We start from the raw sequence: 22,102 nt of genomic DNA on the forward strand, positions 1-22,102 counted from the left end.
GGTTGGGGATGATGGGCATGATGGCATTTGCGATGAAGGCTTCGGTTCTTGCGGCATGCCTGCTGGGTGCCGCGTCGCCCGCGTTGGCGCAGACAGCGCCGACCAAGCCCGTACCGATTGATCGCAACATCCTGCACGTGCAGGTGATCCTCGACCATCTCGGTTTCGGGCCGGGCGTGCTCGACGGGCGCGGCGGGCAGTCGCTGGTGGCGGCGCTGAAGGGGTTCCAGGAGGCGAAGGGGCTGCCGATTACCGGCAAGTCCGACGCGCGGACGTTGCAGGCGCTGTATCCGTACCGCTCTGCGCGGCCGACCGTAACGGTCGCGCTGACGCCGGAGATGCTGGCGGGGCCGTTCGTCAATCCGTTCCCGAAGGATCCGGCCAAGCAGGCCGAGCTGCCATCGCTGGGCTACAAGAACGTCATGGAGAAGCTCGGCGAGATGTTCCACACGACGCCGGCGGTGATCGTGGCGCTGAATTCGCCGACGACTAAGCTGACGCCGGGCACGAAGGTGGTGTTCCCGAACGCGCTTCCGTCTTCTCGCGCGTATGACCCGAAGCTGAAGCCGGATTGGATAGCCACGCTCACCATGCTGAACGTCGATGCGAAGCAGCCTCAGGCCGATCACATCGTCGTCGACAAGTCGGACGGCGTGTTGCGCGTGCTCGACGCGAACGACAAGCTGATCGCGCAGTTCTCCGCGACGATGGGGTCGAGCCACGATCCGCTGCCGCTTGGCACGTGGACCATCAAGGGCTCCGACTACAACCCGAAGTTCCACTTCAATCCGGCGCTGTTCTGGGATGCGAAGAAGGGGCAGCAGAAGGAGATGCTGCCGCCGGGGCCGAACGGTCCGGTCGGCGTCGTCTGGATGGACCTGTCGAAGGAGCATTACGGCATTCACGGTACGCCGAACCCCGAGACGATCGGGCGTGCCGAGAGCCATGGTTGTATCCGCCTGACGAACTGGGACGCGGCGCGATTGTCGATGATGATCAAGCCGGGGACCAAGGCCGTGTTCCAGGCTTGAAGCGATGACGCGGACGTTCTGGATCATTCTTGGGCTGATCGTGGTGGCGGTTGGCGCGTTCGCCTCGATGGTGTCGTTCGGGAGCAGCGGTAGCGGCATCGAGCGGCGGGTGCCTTGGCGTCAGTCGGCGCCTCGCGCAGAAGTCGCTGCTGTTACCGTGACGCCGGGGGCGCTGGCTGTCCCGGTGGCGGGCGTCCCACGCAAGGCGATAGCGAATAGCTGGAACGATGCGCGGGGAGGCGGTCTGCGCGGCCATCACGGGACCGACATTATGGCGCCAAGTGGGACGCCGGTCCTCGCGGCCGCGCCGGGACGGGTCGAGAAGCTGTTCCAGAGCGGGCTTGGCGGGATCACGCTTTACGTCCGCTCGCCCGATCGTCGCTGGACCTATTATTACGCACACCTTGCCGGGTACGCGGCCGGCATCCGCGAGGGGACGGCGGTCAAGGCGGGCGATACGCTCGGCTATGTCGGCGATACCGGCGACGCCGGGGCAGGCAATTACCACCTCCATTTCGGGCTGACCAAGATGCAGCCCGGTGAGCGCTGGTGGCAGGGCGAGAACGTGAACCCGTACCCGCTGCTTGCCGGAACGGGGTCGTCTCGCTAAAGCCCGCCGCTTCGGGTTTCCGCAGAGTCATGCCCCAGGGTTATGCTTCGCGGACGGCCCCTAGCTCTTTCCAGCAGGAATCGGTCATGAAGATCAACGCGGTCGAGATTCGTCCCGGCAACATTCTTGAATATGAGGGCGGCATCTGGCGCGCCGTCAAGATTCAGCACACCCAGCCCGGCAAGGGCGGTGCCTATATGCAGGTCGAGATGAAGAACCTCATCGACGGCCGCAAGAACAATATCCGCTTTCGTTCCGCCGAGAGCGTCGAGAAGGTGCGGCTCGAGACCGTTGATTTCCAGTTCCTGTTCCGGGAAGGCGACATGCTCACCTTCATGGACAAGATCAATTACGAGCAGATCTCGCTCGACGCCGACATCTTGGGCGACGCCGCGGCGTTCCTGCAGGACGGCATGGACGTGGTGATGGAGCTCTGGGAAGAGCGGCCGATCTCGGTCCAGCTGCCCGACACGATCGAGGCGCTGATCGTCGAGGCTGATGCCGTCGTGAAGGGGCAGACCGCTTCGTCGAGTTACAAGCCTGCCGTGCTCGAAAACGGCGTGCGCGTGATGGTGCCGCCGCATATTGGTGCCGGCACGCGGATCGTGGTCGATGTCTACGAGCAGACCTACGTTAGGCGCGCGGACTGATAACTGCTCCCCCTCCCGCAAGCGGGAGGGGGCCGGGGGGTGGGCGCCCGCCCTCCACGTCGCGCAACCTGTATGGCGCGAACAATTTCGATGCCGCGCGACGCTGATAGCGCGAGCCCACCCCCGGCCCCTCCCGCTTGCGGGAGGGGGGAGATAGAATACCATGCCCAGCCATTCCGGCATCATGACCGTCATCGAGCGCGCCGCCCGCAAGGCTGCGCCGCGCCTGCGCCGCGACTTCAACGAGGTCCAGCAGCTCCAGGTAAGCCGCAAGGGTCCGGCCGACTTCGTCAGCCAGGCCGACCAGCGCGCCGAGCAGACGATCTTCGAAGAGCTCAGCCACGCCCGTCCCGACTGGGGCATGCTGATGGAAGAGCGCGGCGAGGTCGAGGGTGATCCGAACAAGCCGCGGTTCATCGTCGATCCGCTGGATGGGACGTCGAACTTCCTCCACGGTATCCCGCATTTCTGCATCTCGATCGCGGTCGAGGAGCCGATGCCGAACGGCAAGCGCGAGGTCACCACCGCGTTGGTGTATCAGCCGCTGACTGATGAGAGCTTCTGGGCGGAAAAGGGCCGGGGCGCTTGGCTCACCGACCAGCGCCTGCGCGTGTCGTCGCGGCGTGATTTGTCCGAATCGCTGATCGCTACGGGGATTCCGTTCCTGGGGCATGGCGACTTCGCACAGTGGAGCCGGATTTTCGGTGCGGTTGCGCCTGAGGTTGCGGGGATTCGTCGTTTGGGTGCTGCGGCGTTGGATCTGGCGTGGCTGGCTGCGGGCCGGTTCGATGGGTTCTGGGAATCGAACCTGAAGCCATGGGACGTTGCTGCGGGGATGCTGCTGGTGAAGGAAGCCGGCGGTTTCGTCACCGACTTCCGCGGCGGCGATCGCGCGATGGAGCGTAACGAGTTTCTTGCGGCGAACGACGCGCTGCATTCGCGGCTGCATAAGCTGGTGGCCGGCGCGCTGCGCTAAGCCTCGCGAACGATCCTCCCCCGCCAGGGGGAGGTGGCTGGCGCTTGCCAGTCGGAGGGGGAGGTAAGGGCAACCTCTGTTCCGGGTCCTCCCCCTCCGTCACCTTCGGTGCCACCTCCCCCTGGCGGGGAGGATCGTGAGGTCGGAGAGCAATCCGTTCACCCGTGTGAACGTGGTACTGCCACCCTATCCGCCACCCCAGCGAAAGTTGGGGTATCCCCGTGATAGCTGGCGCGCTCGCCAACCATGATACCCCAGCTTTCGCTGGGGTGACGGGTAGGTGGGGGCGGAGTGGGTTGCGGTGCGGACTTCATTCAAGTCCGTCAGGCCGGTCTTGTTCCGGCATCTACCGTTCCGCGGCCTCTCCCACCGTTGGTTTGCGGCACCGTGGCCCCCGGAACCAGTCCGGGGTGACGGAGAAGGTTTGGCGATGTTCCGCTATTTTCAGCAGCCCCGGCTGTAGCTGGGCACGTCAAGTACAGCCGAGCACGCCGAGTAACGCATGTTTCCCGCCACCCCGGCCCCTCCACTTGCGAGTGATTCTCACACCCTCCACGCCTTGCCCATCACCCCCCATCGGCCTAAAGCGGCCCCGTTCCGTTCGCACTTGCGAGAAGCAATTTGGTCGACCTGTCGCACTATCTTCCGATCCTCCTGTTCCTCGGGATCGCCATCGCATTGTCGAGCACGTTCGTGTTCCTGCCGATGGCCGTCTCGCGCCTCACGGGGTCACACAAGCCTACGCCCGAGAAGCTCAGCGAATACGAATGCGGCTTTCCCGCATTCGAGGATCCGCGGAGCCAGTTCGACGTACGCTTCTACCTGATCGCTATCCTCTTCATCATCTTCGATCTCGAGGCCGCGTTCCTGTATCCCTGGGCCGTCTCGGTCTTCACGCTCGGCTGGACCGCGTGGATTTCGATGATGATCTTTATCGGCGAATTGGCCCTTGGCCTCGTCTACGCATGGAAGAAGGGAGCACTCGATTGGGAGTAGAGCTTCAGCCCGCACCCGGTTCGCCCAGTTCGCTGGTGCCACCCGACCAGGGCTTTTTCGACGGATTGAACGGTGAACTGACGGACAAGGGTTTCCTCGTCACGTCGACCGAGGAGCTGTTCCAGTGGGCCCGTACCGGCTCGCTGTGGTGGATGACGTTCGGGCTCGCGTGCTGCGCGGTCGAGATGATCCACGTCAACATGCCCCGCTACGATCTGGAGCGTTTCGGCGCCGCACCGCGCGCGTCGCCGCGCCAGTCGGACGTGATGATCGTTGCCGGCACGCTGTGCAATAAGATGGCGCCGGCGCTCCGCAAGGTCTACGACCAGATGTCGGAGCCCAAGTACGTGATCTCGATGGGATCGTGCGCGAATGGCGGCGGCTATTATCACTACAGCTACAGCGTCGTTCGTGGCTGCGATCGGATCGTGCCAGTGGACATCTACGTCCCCGGGTGCCCGCCGACGGCTGAGGCGCTGCTGTACGGCATCATGCAGTTGCAGCGGAAGATCCGGCGGTCCGGGAGCATCGAGCGTTGAGGGCTCCCGCACCAGCTTACGCGTCGAACGACGGCGTGATTGACAGCGCCCGCGCGGCGCTCGGCGGCATGCTGCTCGACGCGGTCGACCATGTCGGTGAAGTCGCGCTGCACGTCCGTCGCGAAGACCTGTATGGCGCGATGATCGCGCTGCGCGATACGCCGGGGCTTGCCTATCAGCAGCTCATGGAGATCGCCGGCGTCGACTATCCGGATCGCGCAGAGCGTTTCGAGGTCGTCTATTGCATGCTTTCGCTGACGCGGAACCATCGCCTGCGCGTGCATGTCGCGACCGACGAGGAAAAGCCGGTGCCGTCGGTGACGGACATCTGGCCGGTTGCCGGCTGGCTCGAGCGGGAAGTGTACGACATGTACGGCGTGCTGTTCAGCGGCAACCCGGACCTGCGTCGAATCCTGACCGATTACGGCTTCCGTGGTCATCCGCAGCGCAAGGACTTCCCGCTGACCGGGTATGTTGAGCTGCGCTATTCGGAAGAGTCGAAGCGCGTCGTGTACGAGCCCGTGCAGCTTGCGCAGGATTTCCGTACGTTCGATTTCATGAGTCCGTGGGAGGGTGCGAACTACGTGCTCCCGGGTGACGAGAAGGGTGCGTTGCCGCAGGCGAAGGGCGCGCAGACGCCGTTGTCGGCTGACACGATCGTCAAGGCCAATGCGGCGCAGTCGCCGACGCAGGCTCCGACCGAACCCAAGAGCACCGGGTCGACCGCGCAGACGGGCGCTGGCAAGCCGGAGTCCGATGCGACGCCGAAGCCTGCGAACCCCGACGTGGTCCCGACCAAGGGTGGAGGACAGAACCAGTGAGTCTGTATGTCGAAGAGCTTCTGGGTGAAGCCGACGCAGCCGATCCGACGACCGGCGACGTCACGATCCAGAACTACACGATCAACTTTGGTCCGCAGCATCCCGCGGCGCACGGTGTGCTCCGTCTCGTCATGGAACTCGACGGCGAGATCGTCGAGCGCGTCGATCCGCATGTCGGCCTGCTGCATCGCGGCACCGAGAAGCTGATCGAGTACAAGACGTACACGCAGGCGCTGCCGTATTTCGATCGTCTCGATTATTGCTCGCCGCTGTGCATGGAGCATAGCTGGGTGTTGGCGGTCGAGAAGCTGCTCGACCTCGAAGTGCCCGAGCGCGCGCAGTATCTGCGGGTGTTCTTCGCCGAGCTGACGCGCATCTCGAACCACATGCTCAACCTTGGGTCGCACGTCATGGACGTCGGCGCGATGACGCCGAACTTGTGGCTGTTCGAGATCCGCGAAGACTGCATGAACTTCTTCGAGCGCGTCTCGGGCGCGCGCATGCATTCGAACTATTTCCGTCCCGGTGGCGTGCATCAGGATGCGCCGCTGAAGCTGCTCGCCGACATCGGCGACTGGCTCGACACGCGCCTGCCGCGGCTGTTCGAGGATGCGATCTCGCTCGTCGCGGACAACCGCATCTTTAAGCAGCGCAACGTCGACATCGCCGTGGTCAGCCGCGACGACGCGATCAAGTGGGGCTTTTCGGGCCCGATGATCCGCGGCTCGGGCATCGCCTGGGATCTGCGCAAGTCGCAGCCTTATGATGTGTACGCGAAGATGGACTTCGAGGTGCCGGTCGGCACGCGCGGCGATTGCTATGACCGGTTCATGGTGCGCGTCGAGGAAGTGCGTCAGTCCGCGCGGATCATGAAGCAGTGCCTGCGCGACATGCCCGAGGGGCCGATCGCGTCGCTCGATCGCAAGGTCGTGCCGCCCAAGCGTGGTGAGATGAAGCAGTCGATGGAAGCGCTGATCCATCACTTTAAGCTCTATACCGAGGGCTTCCACGTGCCCGCCGGTGACGTCTATGTCGCGACCGAAAGCCCCAAGGGCGAGTTCGGCGTGTATCTGGTCGCCGATGGCTCGAACAAGCCGTACCGCTGCAAGATCCGCCCGACCGCGTTCTCGCATCTCCAGGCAATGGACTTCATGGCGAAGGGTCACATGCTGGCGGATACGACCGCGATCCTCGGCGCGATGGATATCGTTTTTGGTGAATGTGACCGCTGATGGCTGAAGCTCCGAAAATTCCCGACGAGGCCGAGACTCGCGCACGCTGGGGTTCGTTCGCGTGGACGGACGAGAATCAGGTGAAGGCGAACGAGATCCTCGGGCGCTATCCCAAGGGTCGCGAGCAGTCCGCGTCGATCCCGCTGCTCGATCTGGCGCAGCGCCAGGTCGGTGCGGAAACGCAGACGCAGGGCTGGTTGCCGGTGCCGGTGATCGAGTTCGTCGCGCGTCAGATCAGCGTGCCGTACATGCGCGTGTATGAGGTCGTGACCTTCTACACGATGTTCAATCTCGCGCCGGTCGGTCGCTTCCACGTCCAGGTCTGCGGCACGACGCCGTGCATGCTGCGCGGGTCGGACGATGTTCTTGCCGCGTGCAAGAACCGTGGCCTCGTCAAGGGTGGCACGACGCCGGACGGCATGTTCACGCTGACCGAGGTCGAGTGCCTGGGCACGTGCGCGAATGCGCCGATGGTGCAGATCAACGACGATAACTTCGAAGACCTCGACTACGACAAGACGACCGAGATCCTCGAGGCGCTGGCCAATGGCGGGCACCCGACGCCGGGTCCGCAATTCGGTCGTCGCGCAAGCTGCCCCGAAGGCGGCCCGACCTCGCTGAAGGCGATGGTCGACGCGAACCACGATTACCGGGGGGAGTGGGCCTGATGCTCGCCGACAAGGACCGCATCTTCACCAACGTCTACGGTTTCCAGCCGTGGACCATCGACGCAGCGATCATGCGCGGCGATTGGGACAATACCAAGGACCTGATGGCGCTCGGCCAGGACGCGATCATCGACGTGATGAAGGCGTCTGGTCTGCGTGGCCGTGGCGGCGCGGGCTTCCCGACCGGCACCAAATGGTCGTTCATGCCGAAGGAGCCGAAGCCCGATCGGCCGAACTTCCTCGTCATCAACGCCGATGAATCCGAGCCGGGCAGCTGCAAGGATCGCGAAATCATCCGCCACGATCCGCACAAGCTGATCGAAGGTGCGCTGATCGCCGGGTTCGCGATGCGAGCGCGTGCGGCATACATCTATATCCGCGGCGAGTATATTCGCGAGGCCGAGACGCTGTTCGCAGCCGTCGCGGAGGCGTACGATCGCGGCTTCATCGGCAAGAACGCGTGCGGGTCGGGTTACGATTTCGACGTGTTCGTGCACCGTGGCGCTGGCGCGTACATCTGCGGCGAAGAGACCGCGATGTTGGAGAGCCTCGAAGGGAAGAAGGGCCAGCCGCGGCTGAAGCCACCTTTCCCTGCCGGTGCGGGCCTTTATGGCTGCCCGACGACGGTCAACAACGTCGAATCGATCGCGGTTGCGCCGACGATCCTGCGGCGCGGCGCGGCGTGGTTCTCCAGCTTCGGCGCGGAGAACAACCGTGGCACCAAGCTGTTCCAGATCAGCGGCCATGTGAACAAGCCGTGCGTGGTCGAGGAAGAGATGAGCATCTCGTTCCGCGACCTGATCGAGACGCATTGCGGTGGCATCCGTGGCGGCTGGGACAATCTGCTCGCGGTGATCCCGGGCGGCTCGTCGGTGCCATTGGTGCCCGCTGCGCAGATCATGGACTGCGCGATGGACTTCGACGGCTTGAAGGCAGTCGGTTCGGGCCTCGGCACCGCGGCGATCATCGTCATGGATAAGTCGACCGACATCGTCCGCGCGATCAGCCGCATCTCGTACTTCTACAAGCATGAGAGCTGCGGCCAGTGCACGCCGTGCCGCGAGGGCACCGGCTGGATGTGGCGCGTGATGGAGCGGATGCGCACCGGCGACGCCGAGCTGTCCGAGATCGACATGCTCCAGCAGGTCACCAAGCAGGTCGAGGGTCACTCGATCTGCGCGCTCGGCGACGCAGCCGCATGGCCGATCCAGGGCCTGATCAAGCATTTCCGCCCCGAGATGGAGCGCCGTATCCGTGAGCGCGGTGGCGACACCGCGCCGATGATGGAAGCCGCAGAGTAATGCCCTTAGTCAAAGTCGATGGCGTAGAGATCGAGGTGCCTGCCGGTGCCACCGTGCTGCAGGCGTGCGAGCTTGCCGGCAAGGAGATCCCGCGTTTCTGTTATCATGAGCGCCTCAGCATCGCCGGCAATTGCCGGATGTGCCTGGTCGAGGTGAAGCCTGGTCCGCCCAAGCCGCAGGCGTCGTGCGCGCTACCGGCGGCGGACAAGCAGGAGATCTTCACCAACTCGCCGATGGTGAAGAATGCCCGCGAGGGCATCATGGAATTCTTGCTGATCAACCATCCGCTCGATTGCCCGATCTGCGATCAGGGCGGCGAGTGCGATCTCCAGGACCAGTCTGTCGCCTACGGCCGCGGCCATTCGCGCTACGACGAGAACAAGCGCGCGGTCACCGAGAAGTATATGGGCCCGATCGTCAAGACGGTCATGACCCGCTGCATTCAGTGCACGCGCTGCATCCGGTTCGCTGAGGAAGTGTCCGGCGTCGAGGAGATCGGTGCGATCTTCCGCGGCGAGGACATGCAGATCACCTCGTATCTTGAGAATGCGGTCAAGAGCGAGCTGTCCGGCAACGTCGTCGATCTGTGCCCCGTGGGTGCGTTGACGTCGAAGCCGTACGCGTTCGAGGCGCGTCCTTGGGAATTGCGCAAGACGCTGACGATCGACGTGATGGACGCGGTCGGCACCAACATCCGGCTCGACAGCCGTGGTCGCCAGGTGCTGCGTTGCGTGCCGCGGATCAACGAGGACGTGAACGAGGAGTGGGCGACCGACAAGACGCGCCACGCGATCGACGGTCTCGTGCGTCGTCGCCTAGACAAGCCTTATGTCCGGGTGAACGGCAAGCTGGTTCCCGCGACGTGGGACGAAGCGTTTGCGGCGATCAAGGCTGTGAACGCCGGGTCGAGCGTTGCGGCCGTCGCTGGCGATCTGGTCGATTGCGAGACGATGTACGCCGCCAAGGCGCTGTTGGCGAAGATGGGTTCGAGCCTGCTCGAAGGCCGTCAAACCGGCATGGACTATGACGCGACGAGCATCGCTGCGGTCAATTTCAACACGACGATCGCCGGCACCGAGCGCGCCGATGCGATCCTGCTGGTGGGCACCAATTTGCGCTGGGAAGCGCCGCTGGTGAACACGCGGGTGCGCAAAGCGATCAAGAAGGGCGCGAAGGTCTTTGCGATCGGGCCGGAGACGGACCTGACGTACAAGGTCGAGTGGCTCGGCGACGATCTGGCGCTGCTCGGCAAGCTTCCCGAGACGGTGACCGAGGCGTTCGGCAAGGCTGAGCGTCCGATGGTGATCGTCGGTGGCGGCGCGCTGAAGGGTGGCCATGCGGCTGCGCTGAAGCTCGTCGATACGCTCGGTCTCGTGAAGGCGGACTGGAACGGCTTCAACGTCGTCCACATGGCGGCCTCGCGGATGGGTGGGCTGATGCTCGGTTATGCGCAGAAGGGCGGTATCGCCGACGTTATGGAGGCGAAGCTTGGCTTCTTCCTCGGCGCGGACGAGGTCGATTACTCGAAGTTCGCGGGCTTCAAGGTGTTCGTGGGACATCACGGGGACAAGGGTGCGGCGGCTGCCGACGTCATCCTGCCGAGCGTTACCTATGCCGAGAAGTCGGGCACGTGGGTCAATCTCGAGGGCCGTGTCCAGCGCGGCGAGCGCGCGGTGTTCGCACCGGGCGACGCGCGCGACGACTGGTCGATCTTCCGCGCGCTGTCCGACACGCTCGGCCACACGCTACCGTTCGACAGCTTCGAGGGACTGCGCGAGGAAATGTACGCGGACGTGCCTGCGTTGCGTCATCAGGCGCTCGCGACGTTCGAGTGGAACCCGCCCTTGCTGAATGGTGAAGGGCAGGGCGTCCTCGCCGGCTATCCGATCAAGGATTTCTACCTGACCAACGCGATCTGCCGTGCGTCGCCGACGATGCAGCGCTGCTCGGCCGAACTTCTCCACGGGGAAGATTACGCGGAGGCAGCCGAATGATCTCCTGGTTCGAATCCTCGCTCGGTTACGACTGGGCGTTCTTTCTCGCGACGATCATCGATATCCTCGTGATCGCGCTGCCGCTGATGCTGGCGGTGGCGATGATCATCTATGCCGACCGTAAGATCTGGGCGGCGATGGCGTTGCGGCGTGGTCCGAACGTCGTCGGTCCGTTCGGTCTGTTGCAGAGCTTTGCCGACGGCCTGAAGGTGTTCCTGCAGGAGACGATCGTCCCCGCAGCCGCCAACCGGACGCTGTTCCTGCTGGCACCGATCATCACCTTCACGGTCGCGCTGATCGTCTGGGCGGTAGTGCCGTTCGGCGTCGGCGTCGTGCTGGCGGACATAAACGTCGGGCTGCTCTACGTACTCGCGGCCTCGTCGCTCGGCGTGTACGGGATCATCCTGTCGGGTTGGGCGTCGAACTCGAAATACCCGTTCTATTCGGCGCTTCGTGCGGCCGCGCAGATGGTATCGTATGAGGTCGCGATCGGCTTCATCCTGATTTCGGTCGTGCTGTGGACCGGCAGCTTCAACCTGTCGGCGATCGTGATGGCGCAAAAGTCGCACGTCTGGTTTTTCAACGGGTACATCCTGAACCCGCTGATGTTCCCGATGGCGGTGATGTTCTTCATCTCGTCGCTGGCGGAGACTCAGCGCGCGCCGTTCGATCTGACCGAGGCGGAGAGCGAGCTCGTCGCCGGGTACCAGACCGAATATTCGTCAATGTCGTTCGCGCTGTTCTGGCTCGGCGAGTACGCCAACGTGCTGCTGATGTGCGCGCTCAATGCGACGCTGTTCTGGGGCGGGTGGCTGCCACCGGTCGACTGGGCGCCGCTGTATTACGTGCCGGGGATCATCTGGCTGTTCGCCAAGATCCTGTTCTTCTTCTTCCTGTTCAGCTGGGTGAAGGCGACCGTGCCGCGCTATCGCTACGATCAGCTGATGCGGCTCGGCTGGAAGGTCTTCCTCCCCGTCTCGCTGTTCTGGGTTTTCCTCGTGTCGGGCTATCTCATGCTGACGCGCGTTGGAGTGGGTTCATGAGCGTCGCTCAGATCATCAAGTCGTTTACTCTGTGGGAATTCGTAAAGGCGCACGCGTTGACGCTTCGCTATTTCTTCAAGGAAAAGGCGACGATCAACTATCCGTACGAGCGTAACCCGGTGTCGCCGCGGTTCCGTGGCGAGCATGCGTTGCGTCGCTATCCGAACGGCGAAGAGCGTTGTATCGCGTGCAAGCTGTGCGAGGCCGTGTGCCCTGCGCAGGCGATCACGATCGAGGCCGAGCCGCGTGACGACGGCTCGCGCCGCACCACGCGTTACGACATCGACATGACCAAGTGCATTTACTGCGGCCTGTGTGCCGAGGCGTGCCCGGTCGATGCGATCGTCGAGGGGCCGAACTACGAGTTCGCGACCGAGACGCGCGAAGAGCTGATCTACGACAAGTCGAAGCTGCTCGATAATGGCGACCGTTGGGAAAGCGCGATCGCGGCGAACCTTGCCGCCGATGCGCCGTACCGTTAAGCGAGCGCCGCGATGACACAGATCAACTCCGTCATCCCAGCGCAGGCTGGGATCTCCCCGTTTCAGAGCGCGCCCGCGCGGCTTGAGACCCCAGCGTTCGCTGGGGTGACGAGGACCTCATGATTCAGGCCTTAGCCTTCTACCTCTTCGCCTTCGTCGTCGTCCTGTCGGGCGCGCTGACGATCGCGTCGCGCAATCCGGTCCATTCGGTGATGTGGCTGATCCTCGCGTTCTTCAACGCGGCCGGCCTGATGATCCTGGTCGGTGCCGAGTTTATCGCGATGCTGCTCGTCATCGTCTATGTCGGCGCGGTCGCGGTGCTGTTCCTGTTCGTGGTCATGATGCTCGACATCGACTTTACCGAGCTGCGCGCAGGCGTCGCCCGGTATTTCGGGATCGGTCTCGCACTTGCGGTGGCGCTCGCCGCCGAGGTGATGATCGCGATCGGAGCATGGAGCACCGGCCCGATCCAGCTTGCACGTCGTGCCGCACCGATCGACGACACCGTGCCCAACATCCAGGCGATCGGTAACCTGCTCTACACGCGCTATCTGTTCGTGTTCGAGGGTGCCGGCCTGGTGCTGCTGGTTGCGATGATCGGTGCGATCGTGCTGACCCACCGCCAGCGTGGCGGCGTCAAGGCGCAGAACATCAGCCGCCAGAACGCACGTCGTCCGCAGGACGCCACGCGCAACACGAGCCCGGTCGTCGGGCAGGGAGTCGAACTGTGACGATCGGTCTCGTCCATTATCTGGTCGTCGCGGCGATCCTGTTCACGATGGGGGTGCTCGGCATCTTTCTGAACCGCAAGAACCTCATCGTCATCCTGATGGCGATCGAGCTGATCTTGCTGGCGGTGAACATCAATCTCGTCGCGTTCTCGGCGTTCCTCCACGATCTCGTTGGACAGGTGTTCGCGATGTTCGTGCTGACGGTCGCCGCGGGTGAAGCCGCTATCGGCCTCGCCATTCTCGTGATCTATTTCCGCGGTCGCGGCACCATCGCGGTCGACGACGTCAACCGGATGAAGGGGTAATACGGTTGATCCAGCTTATCGTCTTCCTGCCGCTACTGGCCGCGATCGTTGCCGGGTTCGGCAATCGCGCGATCGGCAACGTGCCGGCGAAACTCGTCACTACGGCTGCGCTGTTCGCGTCGTGCCTGTTGTCCTGGCCGATCTTCATCGGTTTCCTCTCGGGCACAAGCACTGCGACCGTCGCGCCGCTGCTCGACTTCATCCACTCCGGCGACATGAACGTCGCGTGGTCGCTGCGCGTCGATGCTTTGACCGCGGTGATGCTCGTGGTCGTCACGTCGGTCTCGGCGCTCGTCCATCTGTATAGCTGGGGCTATATGGACGAGGATCCCGACCAGCCGCGCTTCTTCGCGTATCTGTCGCTGTTTACCTTCGCGATGCTGATGCTCGTGACGGCGAACAACCTCGTCCAGATGTTCTTCGGTTGGGAAGGCGTGGGTCTCGCATCCTACCTCCTGATCGGCTTCTGGTTCCGCAAGCCGTCCGCCAGCGCAGCGGCGATCAAGGCGTTCGTCGTCAACCGCGTCGGCGATCTCGGCTTCATGCTCGGCATCTTCGGCACGTTCCTGGTGTTCGGCACGGTCTCGATCCCCGAGATCCTAGCCGCGGCCCCTGGCATGGCGGGCTCGACGCTGGGCTTCCTCGGCTACCGCTTCGATACGATGACGGTGCTCTGCCTGCTGCTCTTCGTCGGCGCGATGGGCAAGTCGGCACAGCTCGGCCTGCACACCTGGTTGCCGGACGCGATGGAGGGCCCGACCCCGGTGTCGGCACTGATCCACGCGGCGACGATGGTTACGGCCGGCGTGTTCATGGTCTGCCGCCTGTCGCCGATGTTCGAGATGAGTCCGGTCGCGCTGACCGTGGTGACCTCGGTCGGTGCCGCGACCTGTTTGTTCGCGGCGACCTGCGGCCTCGTGCAGACCGACATCAAGCGCGTGATAGCGTATTCGACCTGCTCGCAGCTCGGCTACATGTTCTTCGCGGCGGGTGTCGGCGCGTACGGCGCGGCGATGTTCCACCTTTTCACCCACGCGTTCTTCAAGGCGCTGCTGTTCCTCGGCGCGGGCTCGGTCATCCATGCGATGCACCACGAGCAGGACATGCGCTATTATGGCGGTCTGCGTAAGAAGATTCCGGTTACGTTCTGGGCGATGATGGCGGGTACGCTCGCGATCACCGGCGTTGGCATTCCCGGCATATTTGGCAACACCGCGATCGGCTTTGCAGGCTTCCATTCGAAGGATGCGATCATCGAGGCGAGCTGGGCTGCGGGTCAGTCGGGCGTGTGGTTCGTCGGTGTGCTCGTCGCGTTGCTGACCAGCTTCTATTCGTGGCGCGTGATGTTCCTGACCTTCTGGGGCAAGCCACGCTGGGCCGCATCGGAGCACATCCAGCACGCGCTTCACGACGCACACGGTCACGACGATCATGCGCATGACGCGCATCATGTCGACGATCACCACGCGAACCCGGCGCAGGCCGAGGACGCAGGGCACGCACCGCATGGTCATCACGACGCGGCGCATGCACCGGCCGAAGGCGATGGCGGGTATCACCCGCACGAGAGCCCGCTGCCGATGCTGATCCCGCTGATCGTCCTGTCGATCGGCGCAGTCCTTGCCGGCTTCGTGTTCCACGGCTTCTTCATCGAGCCGACCGCAGGCGAAGAGTTCTGGAAGGGCGCACTCGCGTTCCGCGAACATCTGATGCACGAGATGCACGGCGTGCCGTTGCTGATCAAACTGTCGGCGACGATCGCGATGCTGCTCGGCCTGCTGACCGCCTGGTACGCTTATATCAAGGCACCGACATTCCCGGCCAAGGTTGTCGAACAGTTCGGCGTGCTCTACGACTTCCTGCTGCATAAGTGGTATTTCGACGAGTTGTACGACCTGATCTTCGTCCGCCCGGCGTTCGCGATCGGCCGCTTCCTGTGGCACCGCGGCGACGAGAAGACGATCAACCGGTTCGGGCCCGACGGCGCGACCTGGGTCGTCCAGATCGGTGCCCGCGTGGCCAACCGCTTCCAGACGGGATACCTCTACACCTATGCCTTCGTCATGCTGATCGGGCTGACCGCAGCCGTAACCTGGGCGATCGGACTGTAATGACCGGCTTTCCTATCCTCTCCGTCCTGATCGCGGTCCCGATGATCGCGGCCGTCGTGTGCCTGTTCGTTTCGGCGAATACGGCGCGGACGCTGGCTCTGGCGGCGACGCTGATCGACTTCGTTCTCGGCATCATGCTGTGGATGAATTACGACATCGGCGGCGCGCAGTGGCAGTTCGTCGAGCATGCTCCCGGCATCTTCGGCCCGTTCGGCTGGTCGCTCGGCATCGACGGCTTCGCGCTGATGCTGATCATGCTCAGCGTGTTCCTGATGCCGATCTGCATCGGTGCCAGCTGGCGCTCGATCACCACCCGCGTGCCCGAATACATGGCGGCGTTCCTGTTCACCGAAGTGCTGATGATCGGCACGTTCGCGGCGCAGGACCTGTTCCTGTTCTACGTGTTCTTCGAAGCCGGCCTGATCCCGATGTACCTGATCATCGGCATATGGGGCGGCGCGAACCGGATCTACGCGTCGTACAAGTTCTTCCTGTATACGCTGCTCGGCTCGGTCCTGATGTTCATCGCGATGCTGTACATGGCGAAAACCGCGGGCACGACCAGCATCCCGGCGCTGATGAACTACGACTTCCCGGCGCACGTGCAGACGTGGCTGTGGCTGGCGTTCTTCGCGTCGTTCGCGGTCAAGATGCCGATGTGGCCGGTCCACACCTGGTTGCCCGACGCGCACGTTCAGGCGCCGACCGCAGGCTCGGTGATCCTGGCAGGCGTGCTGCTGAAGCTGGGCGGATACGGCTTCCTGCGCTTCCTGGTGCCGATGTTCCCCGAAGCCTCGGGCCAGTTGACCTGGCTGATCTTCGGCCTATCGGCGGTCGCGGTGATCTACACGTCGCTCGTCGCGCTCGTGCAGTCGGACATGAAGAAGCTGATCGCCTATTCGTCGGTGGCGCACATGGCGATCGTCACGATCGGTCTGTTCGCGTTCAACCGGCAGGGCATCGAAGGCGCGATGATCATGATGCTGAGCCACGGCCTGGTATCGGGTGCGTTGTTCCTGTGCGTCGGCGTGATCTACGACCAGCTCCATACCCGGGAGATCTCGCGTTATGGCGGCCTCGCGATCAACATGCCGAAGTACGCGATCTTCTTCTTGTTCTTCACGATGGCCTCGATCGGCCTGCCTGGCACCAGCGGCTTCGTCGCCGAGTTCCTGTCGCTGATGGGCACGTATCAGGTCTCGACCTGGACCGCGCTGCTCTGCACAACGAGCATCATCCTCGGCGCCGCGTACATGCTGTTCCTGTACCGCCGCGTCGTGTTCGGCGAGATCAAGTCGGACGACGTCCGCGCGATGGTCGACCTGTCGGGTCGCGAGATGTGGCTGCTCGCACCGATCGCAGCCGTCGTGCTGTGGATGGGCGTGTATCCCGAGAGCTTCCTCGCACCGATGCGCAAGGACGTGGGCGTGCTTCTCGCCCGTGTCGACCGCGCCAAGCCGGCCAGTGATTCCAACCCAACTGCGGGGAAGCCCGCTGCAACCGTCCATAGTGCCGCGCACGGGGAGGCACACTGATGGATTACGCCGCTAATATCGCCATGACGCTGCCCGAACTGGTGCTGGCGTTGGGAGCGATCGCCCTGATGCTCGTCTCGGCCTGGGGCGGGGACAAGTCCACGCGGGCTGTCTCGATCGCCGCTGTGTTCGTCCTCGTCGGGGCAGGGATCGCATTGGTCGGGCCGGCGTCGTCGGGCGGCTATGCGTTCGACGGCCTCTACCGCGCGGACGCGTTCGGCGCGTTCGCCAAGGTGCTGATCTATATCGCCTCGGCGGTCGCGATCGTCATGGCGCCGAGCTTCTTCGCGCGCACGCACGGCGACGATCTGCGTCCGGAATATCCGGTGCTGATCCTGCTCTCGGCATGCGGCATGGGCATCATGGTCTCGGCCACCGACATGCTGACGCTGTATGTGGGCCTCGAGCTCCAGAGCCTTGCGGCCTATGTCCTCGCCAGCTTCATGCGGCGCGATGGGCGCTCGGCGGAAGCCGGCCTGAAGTATTTCGTGCTCGGCGCGCTCGCGAGCGGCATTCTGCTGTACGGCATTTCGCTGGTCTACGGGTTCAGCGGCACGACGTTGTTCTCGGGTATCTCGGAGGCCTATGCCGGCACGAAGTCGCTCGGCTTGCTGTTCGGTCTTGTGTTCGTGTTCGCCGGCCTTGCGTTCAAGATCAGCGCCGTGCCGTTCCACATGTGGACGCCCGACGTGTACGAGGGCGCACCGACCCCGGTCACCGCGTTCTTTGCGTCCGCCCCCAAGGTCGCGGCGCTTGCGCTCAGCGTCCGCGTGGCGGTCGATGCGATGGGCCCGGCGACCGACCAGTGGCGCCAGATCGTGATCTTCGCGGCACTCGCCTCGATCATCCTCGGTGCGGTGGCGGCGATCGGCCAGACCAACATCAAGCGGCTGCTCGCCTATTCGTCGATCAACAATGTCGGCTTCGCGCTGATCGGTCTTGCGGCCGGGACGCCGGAAGGCGTGTCGGGCGTGCTGATGTACCTGACGATCTACGTCGCGATGACGCTCGGTTCGTTCCTGGTCGTGTTGCAGATGCGTGGTGACGACGGGCAGCCGGTCGAGACGATCGACAGCCTCGCCGGCATGTCGCGGACGCGGCCTGCACTCGCAGCGGCACTTGCGATCTTCATGTTCAGCCTCGCCGGCATCCCGCCGCTGTTCGGCTTCTACGCGAAGTTCGCGGTGTTCAGCGCAGCGGTCGACGCGGGGCTGTTCCCGCTGGCAGTGGTCGGCATCGCCGCCTCGGTGATCGGCGCGTATTATTACCTGCGCGTCGTCAAGACGATGTACTTCGACGATCCGGCCCCGGCGTTCGCGCCGATGGACGGCAAGGTCGAGGGTGGCCTGATCGCCATTGCCGCCGTGTTCGTGTCGCCAGCCGGCTACCTCCTCATCCCCGTGCTCGGCGCGTGGACGATGGCGGCCGCACGGGCGTTGTTCTGAGCATCATCCGCACCGTCGCGGAAACAGGATCGACCAACGCCGACCTGCTGGAGCTTGCACGCGGCGGTGCCGAAGACGGTCTCTGGTTGCGCGCGATCCGGCAGACGGCGGGGCGGGGGCGGCTAGGGCGCGAATGGTCGTCGCCCGAAGGTAATCTCTACGCCAGCACGCTGGTCCGATTGCGGCCGAACGATCCGCCAGCCGCCAGCCTCGCGCTTGTCGCCGCGGTCGCCTTGCAGGAAACGGTGTCGACCTTCCTGGTCGCCGGGATATGCCAGGGCACGACCGATGCGAGCGAAACGCTGGTCCTGAAATGGCCCAATGACCTGCTGCTTGCGGACGCCAAGCTCTCGGGCATCCTGCTCGAACGCGCGGACAATGCGGTGATCGTCGGCTACGGTGTCAACATCGCACATCATCCCGATCTGCCCGACCGAGCGACGACCGATCTCGCGGCGCACGGCGTGGTGGTCGATCCGGCGATGTTCCTCGACATCCTCGCCGACAGTTTCGCGCGCTGGATCGGCCGCTGGCGTACCGAGGGTATCGCGCCCGTGCGTGAGCGCTGGGTCGATTGCGCGCACCCGGCCGGTACAGCGTTGACCGCTCGCCTCCCCGATGGCAGCGGGATCGACGGCCTGTTCGTCGGGCTCGACAGTGACGGCGCGCTGATCCTCCGCTTGGCGTCTGGCGAGCGGCGTGTCATTCACGCTGCCGACGTCTTCCTGCTTTGAGGCCCCGCTGATGCTGCTCGCGATCGATGCCGGCAATACCAATGTCGTGTTCGCGCTCGTCGAGAGCGATGAGATCGTCGCGCGGTGGCGGATCGCAACCGATCCGCGGCGGACGGCGGACGAGTATGCGGTGTGGCTGAGCCAGCTGATGCAGCTCGGCGGGCATGATCGCACCGCCGTGGAGGGCGTTATCGTCGCCACCGTCGTGCCGCGCGCGCTCCACAATCTTCAGGTGCTCGCGTCGAAATACTTCAACACCGACGCGCTGATCGCTGGCCATGCGCCGGTCGAATGGGGCATCGCGATCGATGTCGATGAGCCTGCCTCGCTCGGCGCCGACAGGGCGGTCAACACGATCGCCGCACATGCGCTGCATCCCGGCGACCTGATCGTGATCGACTTCGGCACCGCGACCACCTTCGACGTCGTCGATTATAGCGGCGCGTACAAGGGCGGGATCATCGCGCCGGGGATCAACCTTTCGCTCGACGCGCTGGTGACCGCCGCGGCGAAACTGCCGCGGATCGCGATCGAGGCACCGGTGGACACAAGCGTAATCGGGCTCAATACCGTCTCGCAGATGCACATCGGCATCTATTGGGGCTATGTCGCGATGATCGAGGGGCTGGTCGCGCGGATGAAGCGCGAGATCGGCCGTCCCGTGAAGGTCGTCGCCACCGGCGGCCTTGCCACATTATTCGAGAAACAGACCGACGTGTTCGACGTCATCGAAGCCGACCTGACGATCCAGGGGCTGGCGATGATGTGGGATCGTCACCACATCTAGGGCCATTGGGCTCGCGCCGACCGGCCTGCGGGCCATATTCCTGTATAATCCTGAAAGTAATCAATGACTCCGAAGAACGAACTCCTTTTCTGTGGCCTTGGCGGCTCCGGCGAAATCGGCATGAACGTCAACCTGTACGGCTGCCAGGGCAAGTGGGTGATGGTCGATCTCGGCATCACCTTCGCCGATCCGCAATATCCCGGCGTCGACGTCATCCTGCCCGACCTGTCCTTTATCGAGGACCGGATTGACGACCTGCTCGGCATCGTCATCACGCATGGTCATGAAGATCACATCGGCTCGCTGCCGTATCTCGCCGAAGACCTCGGCGTGCCGATCTACGCAACCCCGTTCACGATGGGCCTGATCCGTGGCAAGCTCGAGGAAGAGGGCATCGCCAACCGCGTGAAGCTCAAGATGATCCCGATGGGCGGCAATTTCCAGCTCGGCCCGTTCGGCTTCACCTTCGTCGAGATGTCGCATTCGATCCCCGAGGCGAACGCGCTGCTGATCGATACGCCTTACGGCCGCGTGTTCCACACCGGCGACTGGAAGCTCGACAAGAACCCGGTGATCGGCAATCCAACCACGCCCGAGGGCTTCATGGCGATCGGCGACAAGGGCGTCGACGTGCTCGTCTGCGATTCGACCAACATCTTCAACACCACTGCGTCGGGCAGCGAGAGCACCGTGCGGAAAGGTCTGTTCGAGGAGGTCAGCAAGGCCAAGGGCCGCGTGATGATCACCAGCTTCGCGTCGAACGCGGCGCGTCTGCACACGTTCGGCGAAGTCGCGAAGGAAACCGGGCGCAAGCTGTGTGTGACCGGACGCTCGCTCGACCGGATCATCAAGGTGGCACGCGCGACGGGCTATCTGAAGGATTTCCCCGACACGATCAGCCCCGACGAGGCAATGCGCCTGCCCAAGAACAAGGTGCTGATCATCGCCACCGGTGGCCAGGGTGAAGAGCGCGCGGCGCTGGCGCGTGTCGCCAATGGCCAGCACACGATCACGCTCGACGCCGACGACACGGTGATCTTCTCGTCGAAGCAGATCCCGGGCAACGAGGTCCAGATCGGACGCATCCAGAACACGCTGGCGGCCAAGGGCATCCGCATGATCACCGAGCGCCAGGCGCATGTCCATGTCTCGGGCCATCCGGGTCAGCCGGAACTCGCGCAGATGTACGACTGGCTGCGGCCTGACGTGCTCGTGCCGACGCACGGCGAGATGCGCCACATGATGGAGCATGCGCGCTTCGGGCTCGAGCAGGGCATTCCGCGCGCGATCGTGCAGAGCAACGGCGACATCATCCGTCTGGCGCCCAAGGGCCCGGCGAAGATCGGCAACGCGACGGTCGGGCGTCTGGTGCTCGACGGCGACGTGATCCTGCCCGCAGACGGCGCGACGCTGAGCGAGCGACGCAAGCTGGCGATCAACGGCCAGATCTCGGTCGGTGTCGCGCTCGGCAAGGACGGCCGGATGGTCGGCCAGCCGCAGGTTCGCGTGCAGGGCGTGCCGGTCGAGGAAGACCGTGCGGCGTTCATCGCCGATGCGGTCCAGGCAGCCGCGGATACGGTACGTGGCGGCAAGCGCGAGAGCGAGAAGATGCGCGAGCAGATCCGTCTCGCGGTCCGCAAGGTCGCCAAGCGCTGGACCGGCAAGCAGCCGATCGTCGATGTCCTGCTGATCGAGGGCTGATCGGATGCGCTGGACCTCGGCACTCGCGATCTACGTCCTGTTCTGGTCGTTCTCGGTGTTCCTGGTTCTGCCATTCGGCGTGAAGACGACGCGTGAGGTCGGGGGCGAACACGTCCCCGGCCAAGCGGAAAGCGCGCCGCATGAGTTTCGGTCGGGGCGGACGGCGTGGCGGGTGACTGTCGTCGCGACGGTGCTGTTCGTGCTGTTCCAGCTGAACTATTTGTACGGGTGGATCACGCCGCAGACGGTCGACCTGTTCGATCGCGGGAATATGGTCACGCGCTGAACGACCTTGCGATCCTCCCCCGCCAGGGGGAGGTGGCACCGAAGGTGACGGAGGGGGAGGGCACGGAACAGAGGTTTCCCTTACCTCGCCCTCCGTCTGGCAAGTGCCAGCCACCTCCCCCTTG

The 22,102-nt window shown here is 64.1% G+C and carries 22 protein-coding genes; all 22 read left to right on the forward strand.

Features of this window, described 5'->3' with window-relative positions; genetic code table 11:
• The first annotated feature begins 17 nt into the window (after positions 1–17).
• Positions 18–1,031, forward strand: a complete 1,014-nt coding sequence (locus C8J45_RS04575; protein WP_374956415.1) for a L,D-transpeptidase — start codon at positions 18–20, stop codon at positions 1,029–1,031.
• A 4-nt stretch (positions 1,032–1,035) separates the two neighbouring features.
• Positions 1,036–1,641 (forward strand): M23 family metallopeptidase, encoded by a 606-nt coding sequence (locus tag C8J45_RS04580; RefSeq protein WP_107962010.1) that lies wholly within the window; start codon positions 1,036–1,038, stop codon positions 1,639–1,641.
• 86 nt (positions 1,642–1,727) lie between these two features.
• Positions 1,728–2,291, forward strand: coding sequence for an elongation factor P (efp, locus tag C8J45_RS04585; protein ID WP_093397280.1), 564 nt, complete (start codon positions 1,728–1,730; stop codon positions 2,289–2,291).
• Between the two features lie 163 nt (positions 2,292–2,454).
• Positions 2,455–3,267, forward strand: coding sequence for an inositol monophosphatase family protein (locus C8J45_RS04590; RefSeq protein WP_056048515.1), 813 nt, complete (start codon positions 2,455–2,457; stop codon positions 3,265–3,267).
• Positions 3,268–3,888: 621 nt separating this feature from the next.
• Positions 3,889–4,263, forward strand: a complete 375-nt coding sequence (locus C8J45_RS04595; RefSeq protein ID WP_056048518.1) for an NADH-quinone oxidoreductase subunit A — start codon at positions 3,889–3,891, stop codon at positions 4,261–4,263.
• Entirely contained in the window at positions 4,254–4,802 is a 549-nt protein-coding gene (locus C8J45_RS04600; protein WP_056058310.1) for an NADH-quinone oxidoreductase subunit B family protein, read from the forward strand. The genes C8J45_RS04595 and C8J45_RS04600 overlap by 10 nt, the downstream gene beginning before the upstream one ends.
• A complete protein-coding gene (locus C8J45_RS04605; protein ID WP_107962011.1) occupies positions 4,799–5,623 on the forward strand; it encodes an NADH-quinone oxidoreductase subunit C in 825 nt (274 codons plus the stop codon). Before C8J45_RS04600 ends, C8J45_RS04605 begins: the two co-directional genes overlap by 4 nt.
• Before the next feature lie 20 nt (positions 5,624–5,643).
• Positions 5,644–6,855 carry an NADH-quinone oxidoreductase subunit D gene (locus C8J45_RS04610; RefSeq protein ID WP_374956423.1) on the forward strand — a complete coding sequence of 404 codons (1,212 nt, stop codon included), beginning with the start codon at positions 5,644–5,646 and terminating at the stop codon, positions 6,853–6,855.
• On the forward strand, positions 6,855–7,523 hold the full coding sequence (locus tag C8J45_RS04615) for an NAD(P)H-dependent oxidoreductase subunit E (RefSeq protein ID WP_056048529.1): 669 nt from the start codon (positions 6,855–6,857) through the stop codon (positions 7,521–7,523). The genes C8J45_RS04610 and C8J45_RS04615 overlap by 1 nt, the downstream gene beginning before the upstream one ends.
• Positions 7,523–8,824 (forward strand): NADH-quinone oxidoreductase subunit NuoF, encoded by a 1,302-nt coding sequence (gene nuoF, locus C8J45_RS04620; RefSeq protein ID WP_107955021.1) that lies wholly within the window; start codon positions 7,523–7,525, stop codon positions 8,822–8,824. The genes C8J45_RS04615 and nuoF overlap by 1 nt, the downstream gene beginning before the upstream one ends.
• Positions 8,824–10,818: an NADH-quinone oxidoreductase subunit NuoG gene (gene nuoG / locus C8J45_RS04625; protein WP_107962013.1), complete on the forward strand. Its 1,995-nt coding sequence runs from the start codon at positions 8,824–8,826 to the stop codon at positions 10,816–10,818. Before nuoF ends, nuoG begins: the two co-directional genes overlap by 1 nt.
• Positions 10,815–11,861 (forward strand): NADH-quinone oxidoreductase subunit NuoH, encoded by a 1,047-nt coding sequence (nuoH, locus tag C8J45_RS04630; protein ID WP_056058320.1) that lies wholly within the window; start codon positions 10,815–10,817, stop codon positions 11,859–11,861. Before nuoG ends, nuoH begins: the two co-directional genes overlap by 4 nt.
• On the forward strand, positions 11,858–12,343 hold the full coding sequence (gene nuoI / locus C8J45_RS04635; protein ID WP_055877898.1) for an NADH-quinone oxidoreductase subunit NuoI: 486 nt from the start codon (positions 11,858–11,860) through the stop codon (positions 12,341–12,343). The genes nuoH and nuoI overlap by 4 nt, the downstream gene beginning before the upstream one ends.
• A gap of 119 nt (positions 12,344–12,462) precedes the next feature.
• Positions 12,463–13,074, forward strand: a complete 612-nt coding sequence (locus C8J45_RS04640) for an NADH-quinone oxidoreductase subunit J (RefSeq protein ID WP_056048540.1) — start codon at positions 12,463–12,465, stop codon at positions 13,072–13,074.
• Positions 13,071–13,379: an NADH-quinone oxidoreductase subunit NuoK gene (gene nuoK, locus C8J45_RS04645; protein ID WP_082441002.1), complete on the forward strand. Its 309-nt coding sequence runs from the start codon at positions 13,071–13,073 to the stop codon at positions 13,377–13,379. The genes C8J45_RS04640 and nuoK overlap by 4 nt, the downstream gene beginning before the upstream one ends.
• A gap of 5 nt (positions 13,380–13,384) precedes the next feature.
• Complete coding sequence (gene nuoL, locus C8J45_RS04650; RefSeq protein ID WP_107962014.1) at positions 13,385–15,490, forward strand: NADH-quinone oxidoreductase subunit L; 2,106 nt, start codon at positions 13,385–13,387, stop codon at positions 15,488–15,490.
• Positions 15,490–17,025 carry an NADH-quinone oxidoreductase subunit M gene (locus C8J45_RS04655; RefSeq protein ID WP_107962015.1) on the forward strand — a complete coding sequence of 512 codons (1,536 nt, stop codon included), beginning with the start codon at positions 15,490–15,492 and terminating at the stop codon, positions 17,023–17,025. Before nuoL ends, C8J45_RS04655 begins: the two co-directional genes overlap by 1 nt.
• Positions 17,025–18,470, forward strand: coding sequence for an NADH-quinone oxidoreductase subunit NuoN (gene nuoN, locus C8J45_RS04660; RefSeq protein WP_107962016.1), 1,446 nt, complete (start codon positions 17,025–17,027; stop codon positions 18,468–18,470). The genes C8J45_RS04655 and nuoN overlap by 1 nt, the downstream gene beginning before the upstream one ends.
• Before the next feature lie 2 nt (positions 18,471–18,472).
• Positions 18,473–19,204 (forward strand): biotin--[acetyl-CoA-carboxylase] ligase, encoded by a 732-nt coding sequence (locus C8J45_RS04665; protein ID WP_107962269.1) that lies wholly within the window; start codon positions 18,473–18,475, stop codon positions 19,202–19,204.
• A gap of 10 nt (positions 19,205–19,214) precedes the next feature.
• On the forward strand, positions 19,215–19,991 hold the full coding sequence (locus C8J45_RS04670) for a type III pantothenate kinase (protein WP_107962017.1): 777 nt from the start codon (positions 19,215–19,217) through the stop codon (positions 19,989–19,991).
• Positions 19,992–20,054: 63 nt separating this feature from the next.
• Positions 20,055–21,692 carry a ribonuclease J gene (locus C8J45_RS04675; protein WP_107962018.1) on the forward strand — a complete coding sequence of 546 codons (1,638 nt, stop codon included), beginning with the start codon at positions 20,055–20,057 and terminating at the stop codon, positions 21,690–21,692.
• A 4-nt stretch (positions 21,693–21,696) separates the two neighbouring features.
• Positions 21,697–21,978 carry a DUF1467 family protein gene (locus tag C8J45_RS04680; RefSeq protein ID WP_107962019.1) on the forward strand — a complete coding sequence of 94 codons (282 nt, stop codon included), beginning with the start codon at positions 21,697–21,699 and terminating at the stop codon, positions 21,976–21,978.
• Positions 21,979–22,102 lie beyond the last annotated feature (124 nt).

Source organism: Sphingomonas sp. PP-CE-3G-477 (genome assembly GCF_003050745.1).
GTDB lineage: Bacteria > Pseudomonadota > Alphaproteobacteria > Sphingomonadales > Sphingomonadaceae > Sphingomonas.